This window comes from Niallia sp. RD1 (assembly GCF_024219955.1).
GTDB classification, from domain to species: Bacteria; Bacillota; Bacilli; order Bacillales; family Cytobacillaceae; genus Niallia; species Niallia alba.
The window spans coordinates 877,276-894,436 of sequence record NZ_CP100420.1; the positions used below are offsets into that span (position 1 = coordinate 877,276).

The window sequence follows — 17,161 nt, forward strand, 5'->3', positions numbered from 1 at the left end:
TTGGCTATTTAGTTTTGTCCCAGCCTCTTCTTATTTATCCTCAGGAATCTTTATATCTTTTCGCTTCTCTTCTTTACTCATCTTATAGAAATAAACAGTTTTTGTTGTTAGATGACCGGCTAAATCTGTTGCTGTGAATTCAAATTCGTTCAAGCCTGGTTCTAGATCTAATTCCACCTTTTTCACTGTTTTTTCTAAACTTCTCATTGCATATGGCTGTTTGAATGTTTGATAATACAGCTCACTTCCATTTAAGGCTAACTGAATTTCATCAAAATTATCCTTTACCGTAACGTGAACAGTTGGATTTTTACCATTACTATTAACAATACGATTACCAGAAAGTCCATTGAAAGAAATAGATGGAGCTTCTGCATCGACGATAAAGCTGCGTTTAAATACTGCCGTATTATCAGCATTATCTGTTGCTTTTATTTCCACGGAATGAACGCCATTATCATAAGGAATTGACGTAGTAAATGTGTACTCGGCTTTTTCCTCATTGTAGACAGTGTCTACTTTTTTTCCGCCAATCGTAAACGCTTTGATGCTAGATTCATCTTTAATTGTTCCGCTAAATGCAATTTCTTTATCTCCATACACCTCTAACGCTTCTGGGGTATTTAGGGAAATTACTGGGATGGTTTTATCCTTCTTCACTTCTTCTGCAACGATACTCGTCTCCTGCTTATTGCCTGCATAGTCATAAGCAACGACTGTTACAGCTGTGCCTTCCTCTACTTCATTTGGTAAAGTATATTCTGTTGTCTCTCCACTCAATAGAGTCTCTAAAATAGATTTTCCATCTACTAAAATATCTAAATGTGAAACGCCTGAGCCATTTTTATTATCTGATGCAGCAAATTCCAACGCTTTATTATCCTCTACTAAAGCTACTTCAACAGACGGACTTACTGTATCAACAATAACTGGAATATCAACTACTTGCGGCTTCGCTCCTGGATAATCAAGAGTAGCACTAATGCGATAGAAATATTGACCTTCGACTAGTTTTCCATTCACCTTACCATCCCATGCCCATTTCGAATCAAGGGCATAACTTGTTCCTCTACCACCATCATAGTAATTTTTTCTAATTTCCTCTTGTGTTCTTAAAGTTCTTACCGTTTTCCCTTTATTATCAATGATTGAAAATTGAACCGTCTTTGCGTTTCTTAAAAACGATAGAACTGGAATAATCTCTTCCTGTACTCCATCGCTATTTGGAGAAATAGCAATTCCCTCTTTTGTAAACTTACTTGTAATAGGATCATATCCTAGGTAAAGGAAGTCTTCCCCTTCTTTCGTCACGGCTCCGGCCATGCCATAGAAAGAAGTTTCATCATATTTCATACCATCCAAAATCGGTGCTTTGTTCCAATCCCCTTTAAATCCGACGTAAGGAACTGTTAATGTTGCATTTGTTTCTTCTGGATCTGTTAAGGTTACATATCCCTCAACAAAGTAACCATTTTCAAATACACGATCAATTGCTACAGGTGTTTCCCAGCTACTTGTTAGAGAAGGATCAATTACTTTTGCATTTTTTAAATCAACAGAAACTTTGATTGTTTTGCTTTTATTTGCCGGAATAGTAATGGTTGTTTGATCACTACCATTTACTTTAATTTTTGCATCCAAAATTTTCTGTGCTTCTAACAAATCAGCGGAATAACCTAATTCCCCGTATGCAGCAAAATCCGTTTGTACATTTGCAGCAACATCATACTTTACCTTTTTATCACTATAGTTTTTCGCTTCTAACGTAAAAGTGAAAGTCTTTCCTACTTCTTTCAATGCAACTTTTCCTTCTTTTGTCTTCTTCTCCGTTACAATAACTGGTGATTGTAACGCTGCATGTAACTGCATAAGACCTGCACCTTGGCGACGTGGAGAATATGGAACATCCCAGTCAAATGCACTGTTCACTGTTCCAATATCTGTTACTGGTTTTGCTGTGTTCATCAATAGATTTTTCGCCATGTTTACTCGTTCAAAACCTGAGACATCAAATTCATTATCCACACGTTCTAACACAAGCGCAGAACCCCCGGAAACATGCGGAGCTGCCATTGATGTTCCACTCTTCATACCATATTGATTATTTTCAAGAGTTGAATAAATTTGTCCACCTGGTGCTGTAATTTCTGGCTTAAAGTCTAAGTTTGGCGTTAGTCCCCAAGACGTGAAACTACTCATTTTTCCAGCCTCTGGATTTGCTGAAGTCGTTTTCTCGCCACCAAATGTAATCGAGATATTTTCTCCAGCTTGAAGAGCTGCCGCTAGCTTATCCCCATCTGTTTTTAATAAGAACAGCTGTGGAATGTTAATACTTGCATCTGTCGCCATGCTAACAAATCCATCTGTATTATTATATATAATGACACCAGCCGCTCCTGCTTGCTGTGCATTGATAGCCTTATCAACGAATCCAATTCCACCTCTTTGAATTAGCGCATAATTATCTTTTACATCAACTGCGGCTAATTCTTCTGGTGTCCCTAAGCCAGCATATACGATCTGGAATGTTTTCTCTGCTACTGTATTTGGATGAACACTGCTTGCGGATAAGAATCCAGCTTGTCCAGACGTATCACCATATTGATAAGAAAGTGCATCAATATCTATGAAACTATTTTCAATAGAAGCCACTTGTAAACTATCATACGCTACACCCGGTGATCCAGAAACACCGATATCTGGATTTGAGCTAGATGGATTCGCAAAACCATTTCCAAAATGAGCAGAGTTTCCAGCAGAAATGGACATCATGATTCCATTTTCCACTGCGCGTTCAATTGCCTGTTGTTCTGGAGCATCAGCAGCAACAAATCCTGCCGTAGATCCTAAACTCATATTAAGGACATCCGCTCCTAATACAATTGCATCATCGATTGCTTTAATATAAATATCTCCCCAAGTAGTAGAGACACTAGGGTCATTTCCGAAAACTTTTAAAGCTAAAAGCTGTGCTTCAGGAGCAACCCCTTTGATTCCGTTATTATCTTCATCTCCATTTGCTCCGACAGTGCCTGCAACGTGCATCCCATGCATGCTTGCCCCTTCTGCAATATCTTGGATAATATCATTTTCATCCATGTAGTTATATCCATAAGGTACTTTTTCGCTATAAAATTTCCCTTTTAGTCCATTGGCTTCTTTATATTGAGAAATTTCATCCTTTGTTAATTCCTCTTCTGTTTCTTCTGAAAGAACCATATCCTTATGATTAGGGTCAATCCCTGTATCAATTACCCCAACAATCATACCTTCCCCTTTAAATCCATAGTCACGCCATGCATCTTGAGCTTGTACAAGTTCTTTACTATAAATCATGTCTGTTTCTTCTTCTGGTCTTTCATATGCTGTTGCGATATGTACTTTCGCTACTTCTGGAAGTTCCTCAATTTTTTCAATATCACCGTACTTCATTTCTCCACTAAATCCATTAAAGATTGTTGTAAAATTCTCTAATTCTTTAAATTTTACTTTTTTTGCTTTTACTTTATCTTTTACTTTTTTCTGTTCCGCTAATTTTTCACTTTTTAATTTTTCTGTCGTTGCTTTTGGTAATTCCTTTACTTGTTTTGCCTGTGCTTGTGCATATTGGACAGTTGGCTCTGTATTCATTTCTACCACTACACGAACCGTATCTGTTTCTTTATAAGCTGTCTCTAGCTCGTCCACCTTAATCGTTTGCACTTGGAGCTGATTTTCTTTTCCTTTCGAAGTGATTACTTTGTCTGGTACTGTCGCTGCCGATACACTATTCGAGAATAGCATAAAGAGTATAATCACTAGAACAAACACTTTACTTTTCTTCACGGTAAAACTCCCCTCTGAACCTTCTATATTTTCCGAATATATCGAACTATATAAAAATATCATAATATTCTTTCATTTATTAAGTGACAAAAGTACCGTATCTTCCATAACGATGCTAGTAATTTAGTCAGTACATATCGCAATTTTATTCTTTATTCGTCACAAGCTGAAGTTATTCTACTTTTCTACCATTTTCAGGATAACTCAATACTGGAAGGTTCTATTTGAGATGCCTATTAATTGAGGAAGTGGCAGTTGACTCCTAATCCAAAAGTAATGAAATATTAGGTAGCCTTGATGCAAATCTACCGAATAAATAATGAACAATATAGAACAATCCTTTATTAATATAATTTCACTAGTGTTGCATTAATTTAATTTCACTATTAAAAATACTCGAAATGTTCACTTTTATTATTTTATGCATAGAAAAAGTCCTTTATAATGGATAAGTCAGGTGGTAACCCGTCCAAATCCACTAAAAAAGGACCAATCTCATGGACAAGATTACACGAAAAACTTCATTTGGACAATGGTTTTCGCCAATTAATCTTCAATTATTTGAAGAACAGGTGAAAACATTGAAATTAGATTGCTATACGAAAAAGTTAACGACAGAATCATTCCTAAAACTATTACTTTTTGCACAATTAGAAGAAGTTGAAAGTCTTCATGCGTTAAGTGATTGCCTTTTTGATGATCATCTTCAAAAGGAAATCGACCTTGATTCTATAAGCATTTCTCAGCTCTCGCGCCGTTTAAATGGTCTAAATCCAGATTTGTTTCAAAGACTTTTCCTTGATTTAGTCGGACAAATTCACGCCAAAACACACTACACAAAACTTGTCATGCCGTTAAAAATTATTGATTCAAGTACTTTGCCACTAAATTTGACCAATCATAAATGGGCGAAGTTCCGCAAAACTAAGGCAGGCGTAAAGTTACACTTACGCCTTGTATTTATGGAAAAGGGAGAATCCTATCCCGAAAAAGCCGTGATGACAACGGCAAGCGAACACGATCGTGGTCAACTTGAGATTATGGTTGACGATAAAGAATGCATGTATGTGTTTGACCGAGGTTATCTAGACTACGAGCGTTTTGATCGCATGACCGATGAAGGCTACTTTTTTCTTTCTAGGCTACGAAAAAACGCAGTCGTACGGGAGGTTTATGATTTTAAACTACCCAAGGATTCATCTGTTTTGTCGGATCAAATGGTGTTGATTGGTACAACTCAAAACCGAGCTGAAAACTATTTTCGACTTCTAAAAATAATAGATTCAAAAGGTAATGAACTTCATTTAATCACAAATCGTTTTGACTTAAGCGCCGAAGAAATATAGGAAATGTATAAATCACGATGGGCAATTGAGCTGTTTTTTAAATGGATTAAACAACATCTCAATATCAAGAAATTCTACGGTCAAAGTGAATGGGCGATTCAAAATCAAGTGTTTATCGCACTTATTGTTTTTTGTCTTCATGTTCTGGTACAACTCGAAACAAAAAGTAAGCGGAAAACCTTGCAAATTAGCCGTTATTTAAGGGCATCATTGTGGAAACCAGCACATGTCTGGCTTCGCAAAATTGAAGGAAAAGCCATCCCTTAATCAACAAATTGTTGTCGTTGCACAGGTCTAATTGTAAATAAATTTCCAAATGGACAGGAGCCGCCTTTAGAAAGGTAATTACTTTTTTGGCTCTAAGTAGAGTAAACAATTAAACTGAAAATTATGACACTATTTACGCAACACTAGTGATATAATTTCAATATATATTTTTGCGGTATATCCTGAAACAAGAGGCCGTGAAAGAACATTTTTGTAATATAGATGTAGGTTTTATTTGGTTACAAAATAAAACTTTACTCTTCAGTGAGTTTAGATGAAATGTTTCAAGTAAGGTATAATAAAAGAAAATGGTGAATTTACCACGGGAGGGCTACCGTTGAAAACCTTTAAGTTGATTTCTTTACAGATTCTAGCGAAGGAAAAGCTGATACCAATTAAATTAATCGATGGATTGATTATCAATAAGGAAGATGATTATAATCATTGGCTTATCGAGGTTTATACGGATTTTTCTTCTTTGGCCTTTCTTGATGAAGCCTTTAATAAGAAGGATGATTTGCTTGTTCAGGCTGTTATTACAAAAAAAGAAAATGACCCTGCGCCTTTTGAAGTAACCATTCTGTCTATTCAAAAGTTTGGAGACAAAGCAAGTATTCTGTTAGAAGGAACATTAAAAAGAGATAGAAAAGACTATGCAGAATTGCTGCTCCAATATTTAATTGAGGAAGGGTATGAAGGAAATAGATTATCAACTAAATTTACCGAGCTGATGCAAAGTAAACCACAAACGTTTTTGGAAAAGAAATTGTAACGTTGAAAGGTGTTTTTGCTAGATAGAAGCGAAATAAATCACTATCGGAAAAGAACTTTAATCGCAAAGTTCTTTTTTTATTGGCTGTTTTTGTGAAATTTTTTGTTTTAAGTAGGACTTAAAGCCGAATCGAATGTCCTTATTATTAATGTTTAACTGATAATTCTTTTAAAAAATCGCGTTAGAATACAAGCGTTTCCATTCATGTTATTAAGCCTTTTCTCCCTCCTATCTTTCATTTAGTCTAAAATAAACCTTGTTATAAAATCTGACAAGTTACTTGTTTATGCTTTTTTTAATAGATAGAATGCAGCTATGAGATATCAAATATGTGATCACAAATACCACTAGCTTGGAGGTGTATATCAGATTGAAGAATTCTGCGATTGTCGTCCCTACTGTAGCCCAAGAAGTGTATAAAGCTATTTGCAACCAGATCATTAGAGGAGAATTTGCACCAGGACAAAAGCTTTCCATAAGAAAATTAGCTGAATTATACGGAGTTAGTACAATGCCTGTTAGAGAGGCTTTATCTAAGCTTGAATCAGAAGGTTTTGTTCAATTTGATAGAAGAAGCATCATAGTGAATCAACTTTCTACCAAAGAACTAATCGAAATATTTGCCATTAGAAAATTACTTGAAAAGCAAGCGATTGAATGGGCTACACCTAATATTCGTCCTTCTGATTTAGTATTACTTGAAAACATAATAAAAGAAATGGATGAGAATATTCATTCCCCATTTGAATGGAGACGACTAAATAAAACATTCCATTTCGAATTATATTCACACGCACATTCTAAACCACTATTAGAGCTATTACACCAGCTATGGGGAAGAGTAGAGTCCTATATGAATATTTATTCTTCATCTGAACACCTTTCTTCCGCCCAGGCAGAACACTATAAAATGTTAGAATTAATCAAAGAAGAGCAATTAGATGATTTGACCTCTCTTATTCTGGAGCATATCCAAATAACTTGTGATGCGATTATAGAGGAAATGGCAAAATTAGAATAACAATATATATTTTGCTGTCTATTTTTTTAAGTTTATTTTTCAGAAAAATCATAATATTTAATCAAAAATACAATAATTTTAAAAAATAGGAGGAAACAAAGTGAAAAAATATTTAATTAGCATTATTTCTATTATTTTAATTGTAAGTTTAGCAGCCTGCAGTTCTTCTAGTAGCTCATCATCTAAATCAGAAGAGTTTCCAACAAAACCGGTAAAATTAGTTATTCCTTATCCTCCAGGTGGTGGAACAGACGTATTATTTCGTTTAGTTGCTCAATATGCTGAAAAACATTTAGGCCAGACTATTGTACCTACAAATATGGCTGGTGCCACTTCTACTGTTGGTTCCCGTTTTGTAAAGGATGCTGAACCAGATGGGTATACAATATTAGGTACACACCAAGTTGTTGCAACAGCTGAACATACAGGAGTTGTAGACTATGGTTTCTCTGCTTTTGATCCGGTTGTGCTAATGACTTCTACTCCCCATATTCCATCTATTAGTAAAAAATTTAGCGAAGAACACAATATCAAAACAATGAATGATTTTATTGAATATGTAAAAGCGGGCAATAAAGTGAATTGGGCTTATACGGTTGCTTCTGAAGACCATTATTCTATCGCTGCTATGCTGGATGCCGCTGGCGTAGATCCTAAATCATTAAATTATATTCATTATGATGGAACTGGACCTCAATATGCTGCAATCTTAGCTAATCAAGCGGATGGGATGATTGCCGACTATGCATCAGGAAAAGGATATTATGATGATGGAACTCTTGTACCACTTGGAATGGTTTTTGATGAACGTAATCCTTTCTTACCAGATGTACCAACATTAAAAGAACAAGGAATCGATTTCTCCGTTACAGTAGATAGAGGTATTCTTGCTCCTAAAGGAACTGATCCTGATCGAATCCAAGTTATTAACGATGCATTTAAAAAAGCGCTAGAGGATCCAGAATTGCAGAAAAAAATTGAGGAATTAGGAAGTTTCCCTCATTACATGACTTCTGATGAGTACTCTAACCATGTTAATGAATTAGATAGTGAAATGGGTAAACTTGCTCCTAAAATGGAGTTTTAATAAGGGGGCTGAATAAAATTGGTTAATCGATTATTTTCCATATTTATTTTAATTGTAGGAAGTATCTTTTTTATAAACTCCAATGGATTTTCCGAAAAATCAGGGGTGCAGACTTTTGCCCCCTCGTTTTTCCCTAGAGTTATCATTGGGTTAATGATGATTTTAGCTTTATGCTTACTGATAAAAAGTTTCCTAAATAAAGATAAGGATTCCTTCTCTTTAGAAACTATAAAGACCTATATTTCAAAGCATTTTCGTGTTTTATTGATACTGTTCTTATTCCTTCTTTATGTCCTTTTCTTAAATATAGTAGGGTTCTTAATTTGTTCGATTGTTTTTTTATTCATTTCTACGATTATCTTACGACCTTTCCAAAAAAAATACATGACTACAAATATTATTTTGTCAGTGGCTTTTCCTGTCATCGTACTTCTTGTGTTTGAACAAGTATTACATATTTATCTACCATAATGGAGCGTGATTAAGTTGGATATTTCAATGGTTTTAGCAGCTTTTCAAGAAGTATTACATCCTATGATGATTCTATCTATCGTTATTGGCGTTTTGGTTGGGATTATAGCTGGTGCAATCCCAGGGTTCACCTTTACAATGGCCCTTATTTTAGCTTTTCCATTCACCTTTGGAATGGAACCAATTCAAGGTTTAGCCGTTATGATCGGCATTTATATTGGCGGACTTTCTGGAGGGTTGATTTCTTCCATACTTTTAGGAATTCCTGGTACTCCTTCCTCTGTCGTTACCACCTTTGACGGCTATCCAATGACAAAGAATGGAGAAGCACCACGAGCACTCGGTGTAGGCATCGTCTCTTCTGTTATTGGAACCATTATTGGTGCGATTATATTATTTCTATTAGGACCAATCATTGCTAAGGGGAGTCTTCTTTTCGGACCATGGGAAATATTCTCTCTCGTTGTTTTTGCACTCACTCTTATCGCTAGCTTAAGTGGTAAATCTATGCTTAAAGGGTTAATCGCTGGCTGTCTTGGCCTTTTAATTGGAACGGTTGGTGTATCTCCAACTGGAACGGTTCGATTTGATTTTGGAATCCCTGAACTTTCCTCAGGATTTTCAACCTTACCTGTTCTAATTGGTCTATTTGCCATCTCCCAGTTACTAATGAATGTAGAAGAGTTGAAAAGCGCTATTCCTACAAATCAAGCTACTTCCAACATGAAGAAATTAATTCGCATTCCTTACGGGCAAGTGTTTGTTGATATTTTTCAGGAAAAATGGAATGTGCTTCGTTCCTCTGTCATTGGCTGCTTTATCGGATGCCTTCCTGCTGCTGGAGCAGAATCTGCTACCTTTATTAGTTATGATCAAGCTAAAAAGTTTGGAAAGAATAAAGCGAAATTTGGGAAAGGTCATCCTGGTGGAATCGTCGCTTCGGAAAGCTGTAATAATGCGGTTGCTGGCGGAGCCTTTATTCCCACGATCACTTTAGGGATACCTGGTGATGTCGCACAAGCAGTAATGATTGGTGCATTAATTTTGCATGGAATTAATCCTGGACCGGCATTATTTACCCAACAGCCTATTTTAGTAAATTCCATCTATGTTGTTATTATCCTTAGTGCCATTTCCATCTTTTTCATCCAAACATTGCTGTTGCCTGTCTTCACAAAAATTACAGCTATTCCTAAATCGTTAATGGTCCCTTGTATTTTAGTTATCAGTACAGTAGGCGCTTTTGCCCTTAATAACCAACTATTCGATGTCATGCTTGTATTCATTTTTGGATTAATCGGCTTTATTTTTCATAAAATAGATGTTCCTTTATCGCCGATCATTCTGGGGTTAATTTTAGGACCAACATTGGAAAAGGAAATGACTAGAGCTTACCAAATGGACCCAAGCATCATACCATTTTTCACAAGACCGATTTCCCTTGTTTTCTTGATTCTTGCTGTTGGCTCCATTATTTTCACAATCATTCAATTAAAGAAAAGTGGGAAGGCAAAAACTACTCCTTCCAATCATGAAGAATCACAAACTCATCTTTGATTTATCATGGATGAGTTTCCTTATTAGGCTGGATTCTCATAGACGAAATACGTCCATTCTAAAAAAACTAATTACATACTTGAAACTACATAGGAGGGAATAGACATGAAACAATCAATAGTTGGAACAAAATCCATGATTGTAAGTCCTCATTATCTAGCATCTTCTGCAGGAAATTCCATATTAGAAAAAGGAGGAAATGCCTTTGATGCGGCAGTAGCTGTTAGTGCTTGTCTAGCGGTTGTCTATCCACATATGACAGGACTTGGTGGTGATTCCTTTTGGTTAATGTACAATGCGAAAGAGAACAAGCTAGACGCTTATAATGGGAGTGGCCGCTCAGGAGCTAACATTACTCGCGCCCATTTTTCAGGTGAAGATGCTATTCCTTTTAGAGGGATAAGAAGTATTCTTACCGTTCCAGGTATGGTAGATAGCTGGGCTGCTGTATTGGAGAGGTACGGTACAATGACATTATCCGAAGTCTTTGCTCCAGCGATCCATTATGCAGAATTTGGATTTCCCGTTTCAAACGATCAAATTAAAAATACGTTTAAGAATATGGACATTCTACAAGAAGATGAAGATATTGCAGCCATTTTCCTCAAGGAAAATGAAGTACCTAAAAGGAATGAAAAATTTGTTCAAAAGGATCTTGCCAGTTCCTTAAAAGAAATTGCGCAAAAAGGGCGTAATGAATTTTATAAAGGAACATTAGCAGAAAAAATTGTATCCAGTTTACAAAGCAAAGGTGGATTATTAACAAAAGAAGATTTTTCCAATCATTATGGTAACTGGACGGAGCCTATCTCTTCTACTTATAGGGAATACACCATGTATCAAGTTCCCCCAAATTCACAAGGATTTGTTGGATTAATGGCATTAAATATTCTTGAAAACTTTGAACTACCTTCTATCCCACTTCATTCGTATCAGTACTATCATTTACTTATTGAATCACTAAAGCTAAGCTTCCAAGATCGCAACAAATATTTAACTGATCCGGATTTTCATGAAATTCCATTGGATCGCTTATTAAGCAAATCTTATGCAAAGGAATTGGCAGATACTATTTGTTTGGATCATACCAATGCCATTACTACCCAAAGTGTTGGCAATGATACTGCATATGCGGCAGTCGTTGATGGACAAGGAAATGCCGTTTCCTTTATTCAAAGCATTTATTTTGAATTTGGGTCTGGAATTGTTGCAAAAGACACTGGGATTATTTTGCAAAACAGAGGGTCTTTCTTTTCCCTTGACGAGAATCATGTCAATTGTTTAGAACCAAACAAGCGTACTTTTCATACTTTAATGCCTGCTATGTCCTTTAAAGATGGAAAACCAATTGTGTTATACGGGACACAAGGCGGAGAAGGACAACCACAAACGCAAACAGCCATCATTACAAGAATGCTCGATTATGGGGTAGATCCTCAAACAGCCATTAATGAACCAAGATTTGTCTGGGGCAGAACTTGGGGAAATACAACGGAAGAATTAAAAATAGAAGGTCGTGTCTCAAAGGAAGTAAGAGATAAACTAAAACAGTCCGGTCATCTAGTGAAATGTGTAGAAGACTTTGATGATATCATGGGCCATGCCAATGCCATTCTCATTGATAGCCAAGGTTTCTTATATGGTGGAGTCGATCCAAGAAGCGATGGTGCTGCAATTGGACGTTAGGACTACTTAGATTTTACAGGTTCGTTCTTACCTGAACCTAGAATTGGTTCAGGTAAGAATGAAACCTTGAATTAGATGTAGACTTATTATTCGTCTACATCGTCTTTATCATTAGCATCATCTTTATCTTCGATCATATCTTCACCAGGATCGTTATCATCCGTAGTTGGATCTAGATCATCATCTGTATTCTCATCTGGTACATCTGGTGCGTTGTCGTTATCCAAATCAGTATCTGGAACAACATCATCATTATCTAAATCATTATCTTCGATTGTCGTATCATCATCCGGTGCTGGACTTTGATCGTCATTGTCACCACATGCCGTTAAAAGCATGGCAGATAACGCCGAAATACCTAATAACTTTATCCATTTAGTCATTCGTTTTACCCCTTTTCTTAAATAAGTATCATAAAGACCATTAATTGGTCAGTAATTAGGTTATCCAAGAAAAGAAAATTATTACGCATTGTTCGCTAATTCCAATAATAAGCAAAATTGTTAAACAAGAAAACAAAAAAAAGAAGGAATGTTTGTATAATCCCAACATGCACTTCCTTCTTCCATTCCTATTATTATGCTTCTGTTTTATCGCCTAAAGCAAACATGATTTCTGCTTCACAAGCAATTTCTCCATCAACAGTCGCTACACATTTTCCTTTGCCAAAGTTTCCACGCACTCTTGTCATTTCCACTTCAAGACGTAGTTGGTCACCAGGATACACTTGCTTTTTAAAACGGCAGCTATCGACTCCAGCAAAGAATGCGAGTCTCCCTTTATTTTCTTCTTTAATCAGCATAGCAACCGCTCCAACCTGCGCTAATGCTTCTACGATTAATACACCTGGCATAACAGGATACTCGGGAAAATGGCCATTAAAATACTCTTCATTTGCAGACACATTTTTAATGCCGACTGCCCTTTTGCCTTCTTCCACTTCCAAAATTCTATCTACTAATAAAAATGGATATCGATGAGGAATAATTTCTTTAATTTGATTAATATCTAACATTTTTGTGACCTCCTACTAATATGTAGTTATATACCATTGTACTAAAAAAAGCTATAAAAAAGGAAGGAATATCCCTTCTCTTTTAAAATGTTTTTACAGAACATAAACCAAGTGCTCCATAGACTTCTTTTTTTCGAGCAATTTTTCAGATTATGCTTATGCTATCTACACTTCCATTATTCCCCAACAAAAAAAAGGGAATATGTAGTTATTTTTACAAATCCCCTTCTTGTTTACTCTTCATTTATTAAATTGCTGATATGCGCCCACGTTTCATTTTTGAAGGTATCGTTAACTCTTCCATCTCCCATTACACTATACCCTACAATCGCTCCAGCTAGAACACTGACAGCCATTATTAAAATAATGACAATGATGCGTAGCCAGATAGGAAACAGACGAACTCTAATCTTTCGCTTAGGAGAAGCCATTTCTTCTGTATTCTGCTTTTCTTTTTGTTCTTCTTTAAATTCTTCCCTTGTCTTAACCATTTCCTGACTACTGCTATTTAATGCCATCATTATTCTCCTTCTTAACGTATTCCATTCACTAATCCCATCATCTGATCTGCTAAAGAGATGGATCTGGACTGAAATTGATAGGAGCGCTGTGTAGCAATCAGATTAACCATTTCTTTGCTTATATCCACATTGGATTGCTCCAATGCATTCTGTTTCATCGCAATCTCGCTTCTTCTCGCACCGTTTAAATCCATAATTGCTTCATTTTCGTCAGCCATATCTGAAAGTCGGTATAAATTGTCCCCTGTTTTTTCAAGGCTTTGTGGATTATTGGCATACGAGATCCCTAAATTAATGGTTTCCTGACCTCCATTATTAAACTGAACGGTTAAAGTACCAGTTGATGAAAAAATATAATCCTTAACATTATTATTTAATAAAATTGGGTTATTATTCTCATCAAGGATTGCATGCCCTTCTTTTGTCACGAGCATATTCTCATTATCAGAAACAGGAGATAAGTACATCGCTCCGTCTCTTGTGTAACGAACTTCTGTTGTACCGCCGTCTTGCACTAGTACTCGATATAATTGCCCTTCTTTTGTCAAGGCTGTATCTAATACCCTATCAGAGGCTTGAATCGATCCTTGTGTCATCACTAATTGTGTTTGAGCAAGTTTAGCGCCTACACCTTGTCGGATTCCATTTGGAGTCAGACGATTGACTTCCTGAGTCTCATCCTTCTGATTGTTAAATTGCTGAAAAAGCATATCAGTAAACGTCCCATTTTGCTTTTTATAACCAGTAGTATCAACATTAGCCATATTATTACTGATAAGATCCATTTGCTTTTGTAATTGTGTCAAAGTATTACTAGCGGTTATCATCGTTCTATTCATAGCAATCCCCCTTTACTTTTATCTAATGGAAATGGGTTTATATCTTACCGATTTCATTTGCTGCTTGATCCATACTCTTATCATAAGCCTGTAATATTTTTTGATTTGCTTCAAATGCTCGATAGGCTGTCATCATATCTGTCATCGTTTGCGCTGTATCTACATTTGAGTTTTCTAAAAATCCTTGCCTCACTTGGAAATTAACTTGATTATTTGCATAAGCACTTTGGAGAACTGCTCCGTCCTGTGCTCGATACAAACCATCGCCTTCTTTCACAAGCTGTTCTGGTGTATCTGTATAGCTAATCCCAAGGCGATAAGCTTCTCCATTACCACTTGTAATTACACCGTCAGAGGTAACGCTAAAATCCGTACTTGTTAATTGTATTCGCTCATTATTTTCATCCAAAACATATAAACCACTAGCCGTTGTTAAATATCCTTGTCCATCTAAAGTAAAGTTTCCATTTCTGGAGTAAGCTGCTTCTCCATTTGCATTTTGGATGGTAAAAAATAATCCGCCACCAGCATTAGTCCCATTCCCTGGAACATTTACATTTAAAAGTGCTAAATCTGTTTTTAATTCTGTTTGATTAAGGTCACCCTGAGTAAACTTTGGTATAGCTTCCTGCATATAGACTCCTGTTGCCAAATAGCCTACTTGCTCTTTTTCAACAGCGCCAACCCCATTTTTCCTAACACTCTGCTGCAATAATTCAGGGAAAGCTCTCATGGATGATTGATCTGCTTTAAAACCTGGTGTCGTGCTATTAGCCATATTATTAGAAAGCATTTCGGTTTTGCGTTGCTGTGCAAGCATACCGGAAGCTGCTGTATAGAACCCTTTAAACATAACTGTCTCCAATCTATACAAATTTTCGATTCAAACATATATATTCTATTATAAAAAAAATATTCAAATATTACATTAAATTTTGTTGAAAAAAGTCTAAAAATGTTTTATATTCACTATTTATTATATCGGCTTTCCTTTAAAACAATCTACTGGTAGATATAGGGGGAATTCTTGAAGCCACTGAAAAACTGGCCAGCTAAGATCATTTACCGTACCCACTTTTTAATCTTAGATGTTGAATATGTTTTACTTTCAAATATGCTTCCTCCCCATTTTATTTTAAAAAACTTTAAGGGATTTTTTCAAGATATTCTATAGAACGAAGGAGTTACATGTCTTTCTCTCTATTCAGTTCATCAACACATAAAAAAATCGGAACAAGAAAAAATTTTCTTAAGTTCCGATTTTTTTGGTTTAAGACTTATATGAACGGGTATGAAATAACTAGATTTCATTTTCCTATGCATAAACAAGTAGCTTTGTACTTGTTTATGCTCCCCCATTTTATTTAGCTTAATTTCCTTTTTGCGATACGATCAATGTTATCCAGCATCATCCCTGTACCGATTGCCACACAATCCATAGGATTTTCAGCTACCAACACTGGAACCTTTAGTTCATCTGCTAATAGTAAATCAATCCCGTGAAGTAATGCACCGCCTCCAGTTAAAATAACCCCACGATCGATAATATCTGCTGACAGCTCAGGAGGTGTTCTTTCTAAGACACTTTTTGCAGCTTGTACAATAACAGATACTGATTCTCTCAATGCTTGTTCAATTTCATCCGAATAAACCGTTATAGTTCTTGGAAGGCCCGAAACCATATCGCGTCCGCGGATATCCATTTCTTCTTTTCTTGATCCAGAGAAAACAGTTCCAATATTGATTTTTATATTCTCAGCAGTACGTTCCCCAATTAGTAGCTTATACCTGCGTTTAATGTACTGTAGAATTTCATTATCAAATTTATCTCCAGCCATTTTAATACTGGAAGAAGTAACAATATCCCCCATTGATAGCACTGCTACGTCTGTTGTACCGCCACCAATATCAACAACCATATTTCCGCTTGGCTGGAAAATATCCATTCCTGCACCGATAGCTGCTACTTTTGGTTCTTCTTCTAAATAGATTTTCTTTCCACCACTTTTTTCCGCTGCTTCTTTAATTGCTTTTTGTTCTACACTCGTAATATTCGTAGGACAGCAAATAAGAATTCTCGGCTTAGATAAAAATCCTTTTACATTTAATTTATTGATGAAATGCTTCAACATTGCTTCTGTCACATCAAAATCAGCGATTACGCCGTCTTTCAATGGGCGGATAGCTACAATGTTTCCAGGCGTACGTCCAACCATACGACGCGCTTCTTCTCCAACTGCTAATACTCTTCCTGTATTGCGATCTAATGCCACAACAGAAGGTTCATTTAAAACAATTCCTTTTCCTTTAACATGAATGAGAACATTTGCTGTTCCTAAGTCAATACCAATATCTCTAGCAAACATGATATACGCTCCTCCTTCGTCTTTAGCTTGTCATTTTTTTCATTTTTCATTTCATTTTCCTTATAGAGACAAAGAGCTGGCTTTCACACTATATGTAACGATATCCTCATACTTAAGTTTCATTAAATGACGTAGAACAAAAAACATTTGTCTAGAACGTCTTCTATTCATACAGCTTATAGCGCTTTTCTCTAAACACGCCACCAAATATTTACATCGCTTAAATATGTCTTTCTTATCGCTCTATATTAAATCAACCATTTTTCCCTTTTTGCAAAGTGAATTATGTATGTTTTTAGGTTAAAATTTGTATGTTTTTTTCTCTATCTATTTAAACCACTCTAATTTTTTATTTTATCATACGGATGCAGAAATAAGTAACTTTTTG

The 17,161-nt window shown here is 36.0% G+C and carries 13 protein-coding genes and 1 pseudogene; 7 read left to right on the forward strand and 7 right to left on the reverse strand.

The genetic code is table 11. From position 1 onward, the window contains the following. Nucleotides 1-30 precede the first annotated feature (30 nt). Nucleotides 31-3,825, reverse strand: coding sequence for a S8 family serine peptidase (locus tag NKG37_RS04135; protein WP_254415854.1), 3,795 nt, complete (start codon nucleotides 3,823-3,825; stop codon nucleotides 31-33). A gap of 497 nt (nucleotides 3,826-4,322) precedes the next feature. On the opposite strand from NKG37_RS04135, the pseudogene NKG37_RS04140 reads away from it, so the two are divergent. The 7 genes and pseudogenes from NKG37_RS04140 (at nucleotide 4,323) to ggt (ending at nucleotide 12,032) form a co-directional block, all read left to right on the forward strand. Continuing rightward, nucleotides 4,323-5,438 (forward strand): annotated as a pseudogene (locus NKG37_RS04140) (IS4 family transposase). A 337-nt stretch (nucleotides 5,439-5,775) separates the two neighbouring features. Then, the gene (locus tag NKG37_RS04145) at nucleotides 5,776-6,210 is read left to right on the forward strand and encodes a YwpF-like family protein (protein ID WP_254415855.1); all 435 of its coding nucleotides are present in this window, start codon (nucleotides 5,776-5,778) and stop codon (nucleotides 6,208-6,210) included. A gap of 370 nt (nucleotides 6,211-6,580) precedes the next feature. Next, complete coding sequence (locus NKG37_RS04150) at nucleotides 6,581-7,231, forward strand: GntR family transcriptional regulator (protein ID WP_254415856.1); 651 nt, start codon at nucleotides 6,581-6,583, stop codon at nucleotides 7,229-7,231. 100 nt (nucleotides 7,232-7,331) lie between these two features. Then, nucleotides 7,332-8,318, forward strand: coding sequence for a Bug family tripartite tricarboxylate transporter substrate binding protein (locus NKG37_RS04155; protein ID WP_254415857.1), 987 nt, complete (start codon nucleotides 7,332-7,334; stop codon nucleotides 8,316-8,318). A gap of 18 nt (nucleotides 8,319-8,336) precedes the next feature. Beyond that, nucleotides 8,337-8,789, forward strand: coding sequence for a tripartite tricarboxylate transporter TctB family protein (locus NKG37_RS26240; protein WP_367976377.1), 453 nt, complete (start codon nucleotides 8,337-8,339; stop codon nucleotides 8,787-8,789). Between the two features lie 15 nt (nucleotides 8,790-8,804). Beyond that, nucleotides 8,805-10,346: a tripartite tricarboxylate transporter permease gene (locus NKG37_RS04160; RefSeq protein WP_254415858.1), complete on the forward strand. Its 1,542-nt coding sequence runs from the start codon at nucleotides 8,805-8,807 to the stop codon at nucleotides 10,344-10,346. 105 nt (nucleotides 10,347-10,451) lie between these two features. Further along, on the forward strand, nucleotides 10,452-12,032 hold the full coding sequence (ggt, locus tag NKG37_RS04165) for a gamma-glutamyltransferase (RefSeq protein ID WP_254415859.1): 1,581 nt from the start codon (nucleotides 10,452-10,454) through the stop codon (nucleotides 12,030-12,032). A gap of 86 nt (nucleotides 12,033-12,118) precedes the next feature. On the opposite strand, the gene NKG37_RS04170 is transcribed toward ggt, so the two are convergent. The 6 genes from NKG37_RS04170 to NKG37_RS04195 all read right to left on the reverse strand — a co-directional run bounded on the left by NKG37_RS04170 (nucleotide 12,119) and on the right by NKG37_RS04195 (nucleotide 16,773). Beyond that, the gene (locus NKG37_RS04170; RefSeq protein WP_016204810.1) at nucleotides 12,119-12,415 is read right to left on the reverse strand and encodes a hypothetical protein; all 297 of its coding nucleotides are present in this window, start codon (nucleotides 12,413-12,415) and stop codon (nucleotides 12,119-12,121) included. Nucleotides 12,416-12,609: 194 nt separating this feature from the next. After that, the gene (gene fabZ / locus NKG37_RS04175; RefSeq protein WP_016204809.1) at nucleotides 12,610-13,047 is read right to left on the reverse strand and encodes a 3-hydroxyacyl-ACP dehydratase FabZ; all 438 of its coding nucleotides are present in this window, start codon (nucleotides 13,045-13,047) and stop codon (nucleotides 12,610-12,612) included. Between the two features lie 233 nt (nucleotides 13,048-13,280). Beyond that, the gene (locus NKG37_RS04180) at nucleotides 13,281-13,568 is read right to left on the reverse strand and encodes a DNA-directed RNA polymerase subunit beta (RefSeq protein ID WP_224427357.1); all 288 of its coding nucleotides are present in this window, start codon (nucleotides 13,566-13,568) and stop codon (nucleotides 13,281-13,283) included. A gap of 11 nt (nucleotides 13,569-13,579) precedes the next feature. Next, nucleotides 13,580-14,407, reverse strand: coding sequence for a flagellar hook-basal body protein (locus NKG37_RS04185; protein ID WP_101729843.1), 828 nt, complete (start codon nucleotides 14,405-14,407; stop codon nucleotides 13,580-13,582). A gap of 37 nt (nucleotides 14,408-14,444) precedes the next feature. Beyond that, nucleotides 14,445-15,260, reverse strand: coding sequence for a flagellar hook-basal body protein (locus tag NKG37_RS04190; protein WP_016204806.1), 816 nt, complete (start codon nucleotides 15,258-15,260; stop codon nucleotides 14,445-14,447). Between the two features lie 511 nt (nucleotides 15,261-15,771). Beyond that, the gene (locus NKG37_RS04195; protein WP_016204805.1) at nucleotides 15,772-16,773 is read right to left on the reverse strand and encodes a rod shape-determining protein; all 1,002 of its coding nucleotides are present in this window, start codon (nucleotides 16,771-16,773) and stop codon (nucleotides 15,772-15,774) included. Nucleotides 16,774-17,161: the final 388 nt, after the last annotated feature.

What these genes read in the sequence shown, in the direction of transcription:
- NKG37_RS04190 (WP_016204806.1), bottom strand. Translation starts at nt 15,260, where the DNA reads ATGTTTAAAGGGTTCTATACAGCAGCTTCCGGTATGCTTGCACAGCAA.
- fabZ (WP_016204809.1), bottom strand. Translation starts at nt 13,047, where the DNA reads ATGTTAGATATTAATCAAATTAAAGAAATTATTCCTCATCGATATCCA.
- NKG37_RS04180 (WP_224427357.1), bottom strand. Translation starts at nt 13,568, where the DNA reads ATGATGGCATTAAATAGCAGTAGTCAGGAAATGGTTAAGACAAGGGAA.
- ggt (WP_254415859.1), top strand. Translation starts at nt 10,452, where the DNA reads ATGAAACAATCAATAGTTGGAACAAAATCCATGATTGTAAGTCCTCAT.
- NKG37_RS04195 (WP_016204805.1), bottom strand. Translation starts at nt 16,773, where the DNA reads ATGTTTGCTAGAGATATTGGTATTGACTTAGGAACAGCAAATGTTCTC.
- NKG37_RS04185 (WP_101729843.1), bottom strand. Translation starts at nt 14,407, where the DNA reads ATGAATAGAACGATGATAACCGCTAGTAATACTTTGACACAATTACAA.
- NKG37_RS04170 (WP_016204810.1), bottom strand. Translation starts at nt 12,415, where the DNA reads ATGACTAAATGGATAAAGTTATTAGGTATTTCGGCGTTATCTGCCATG.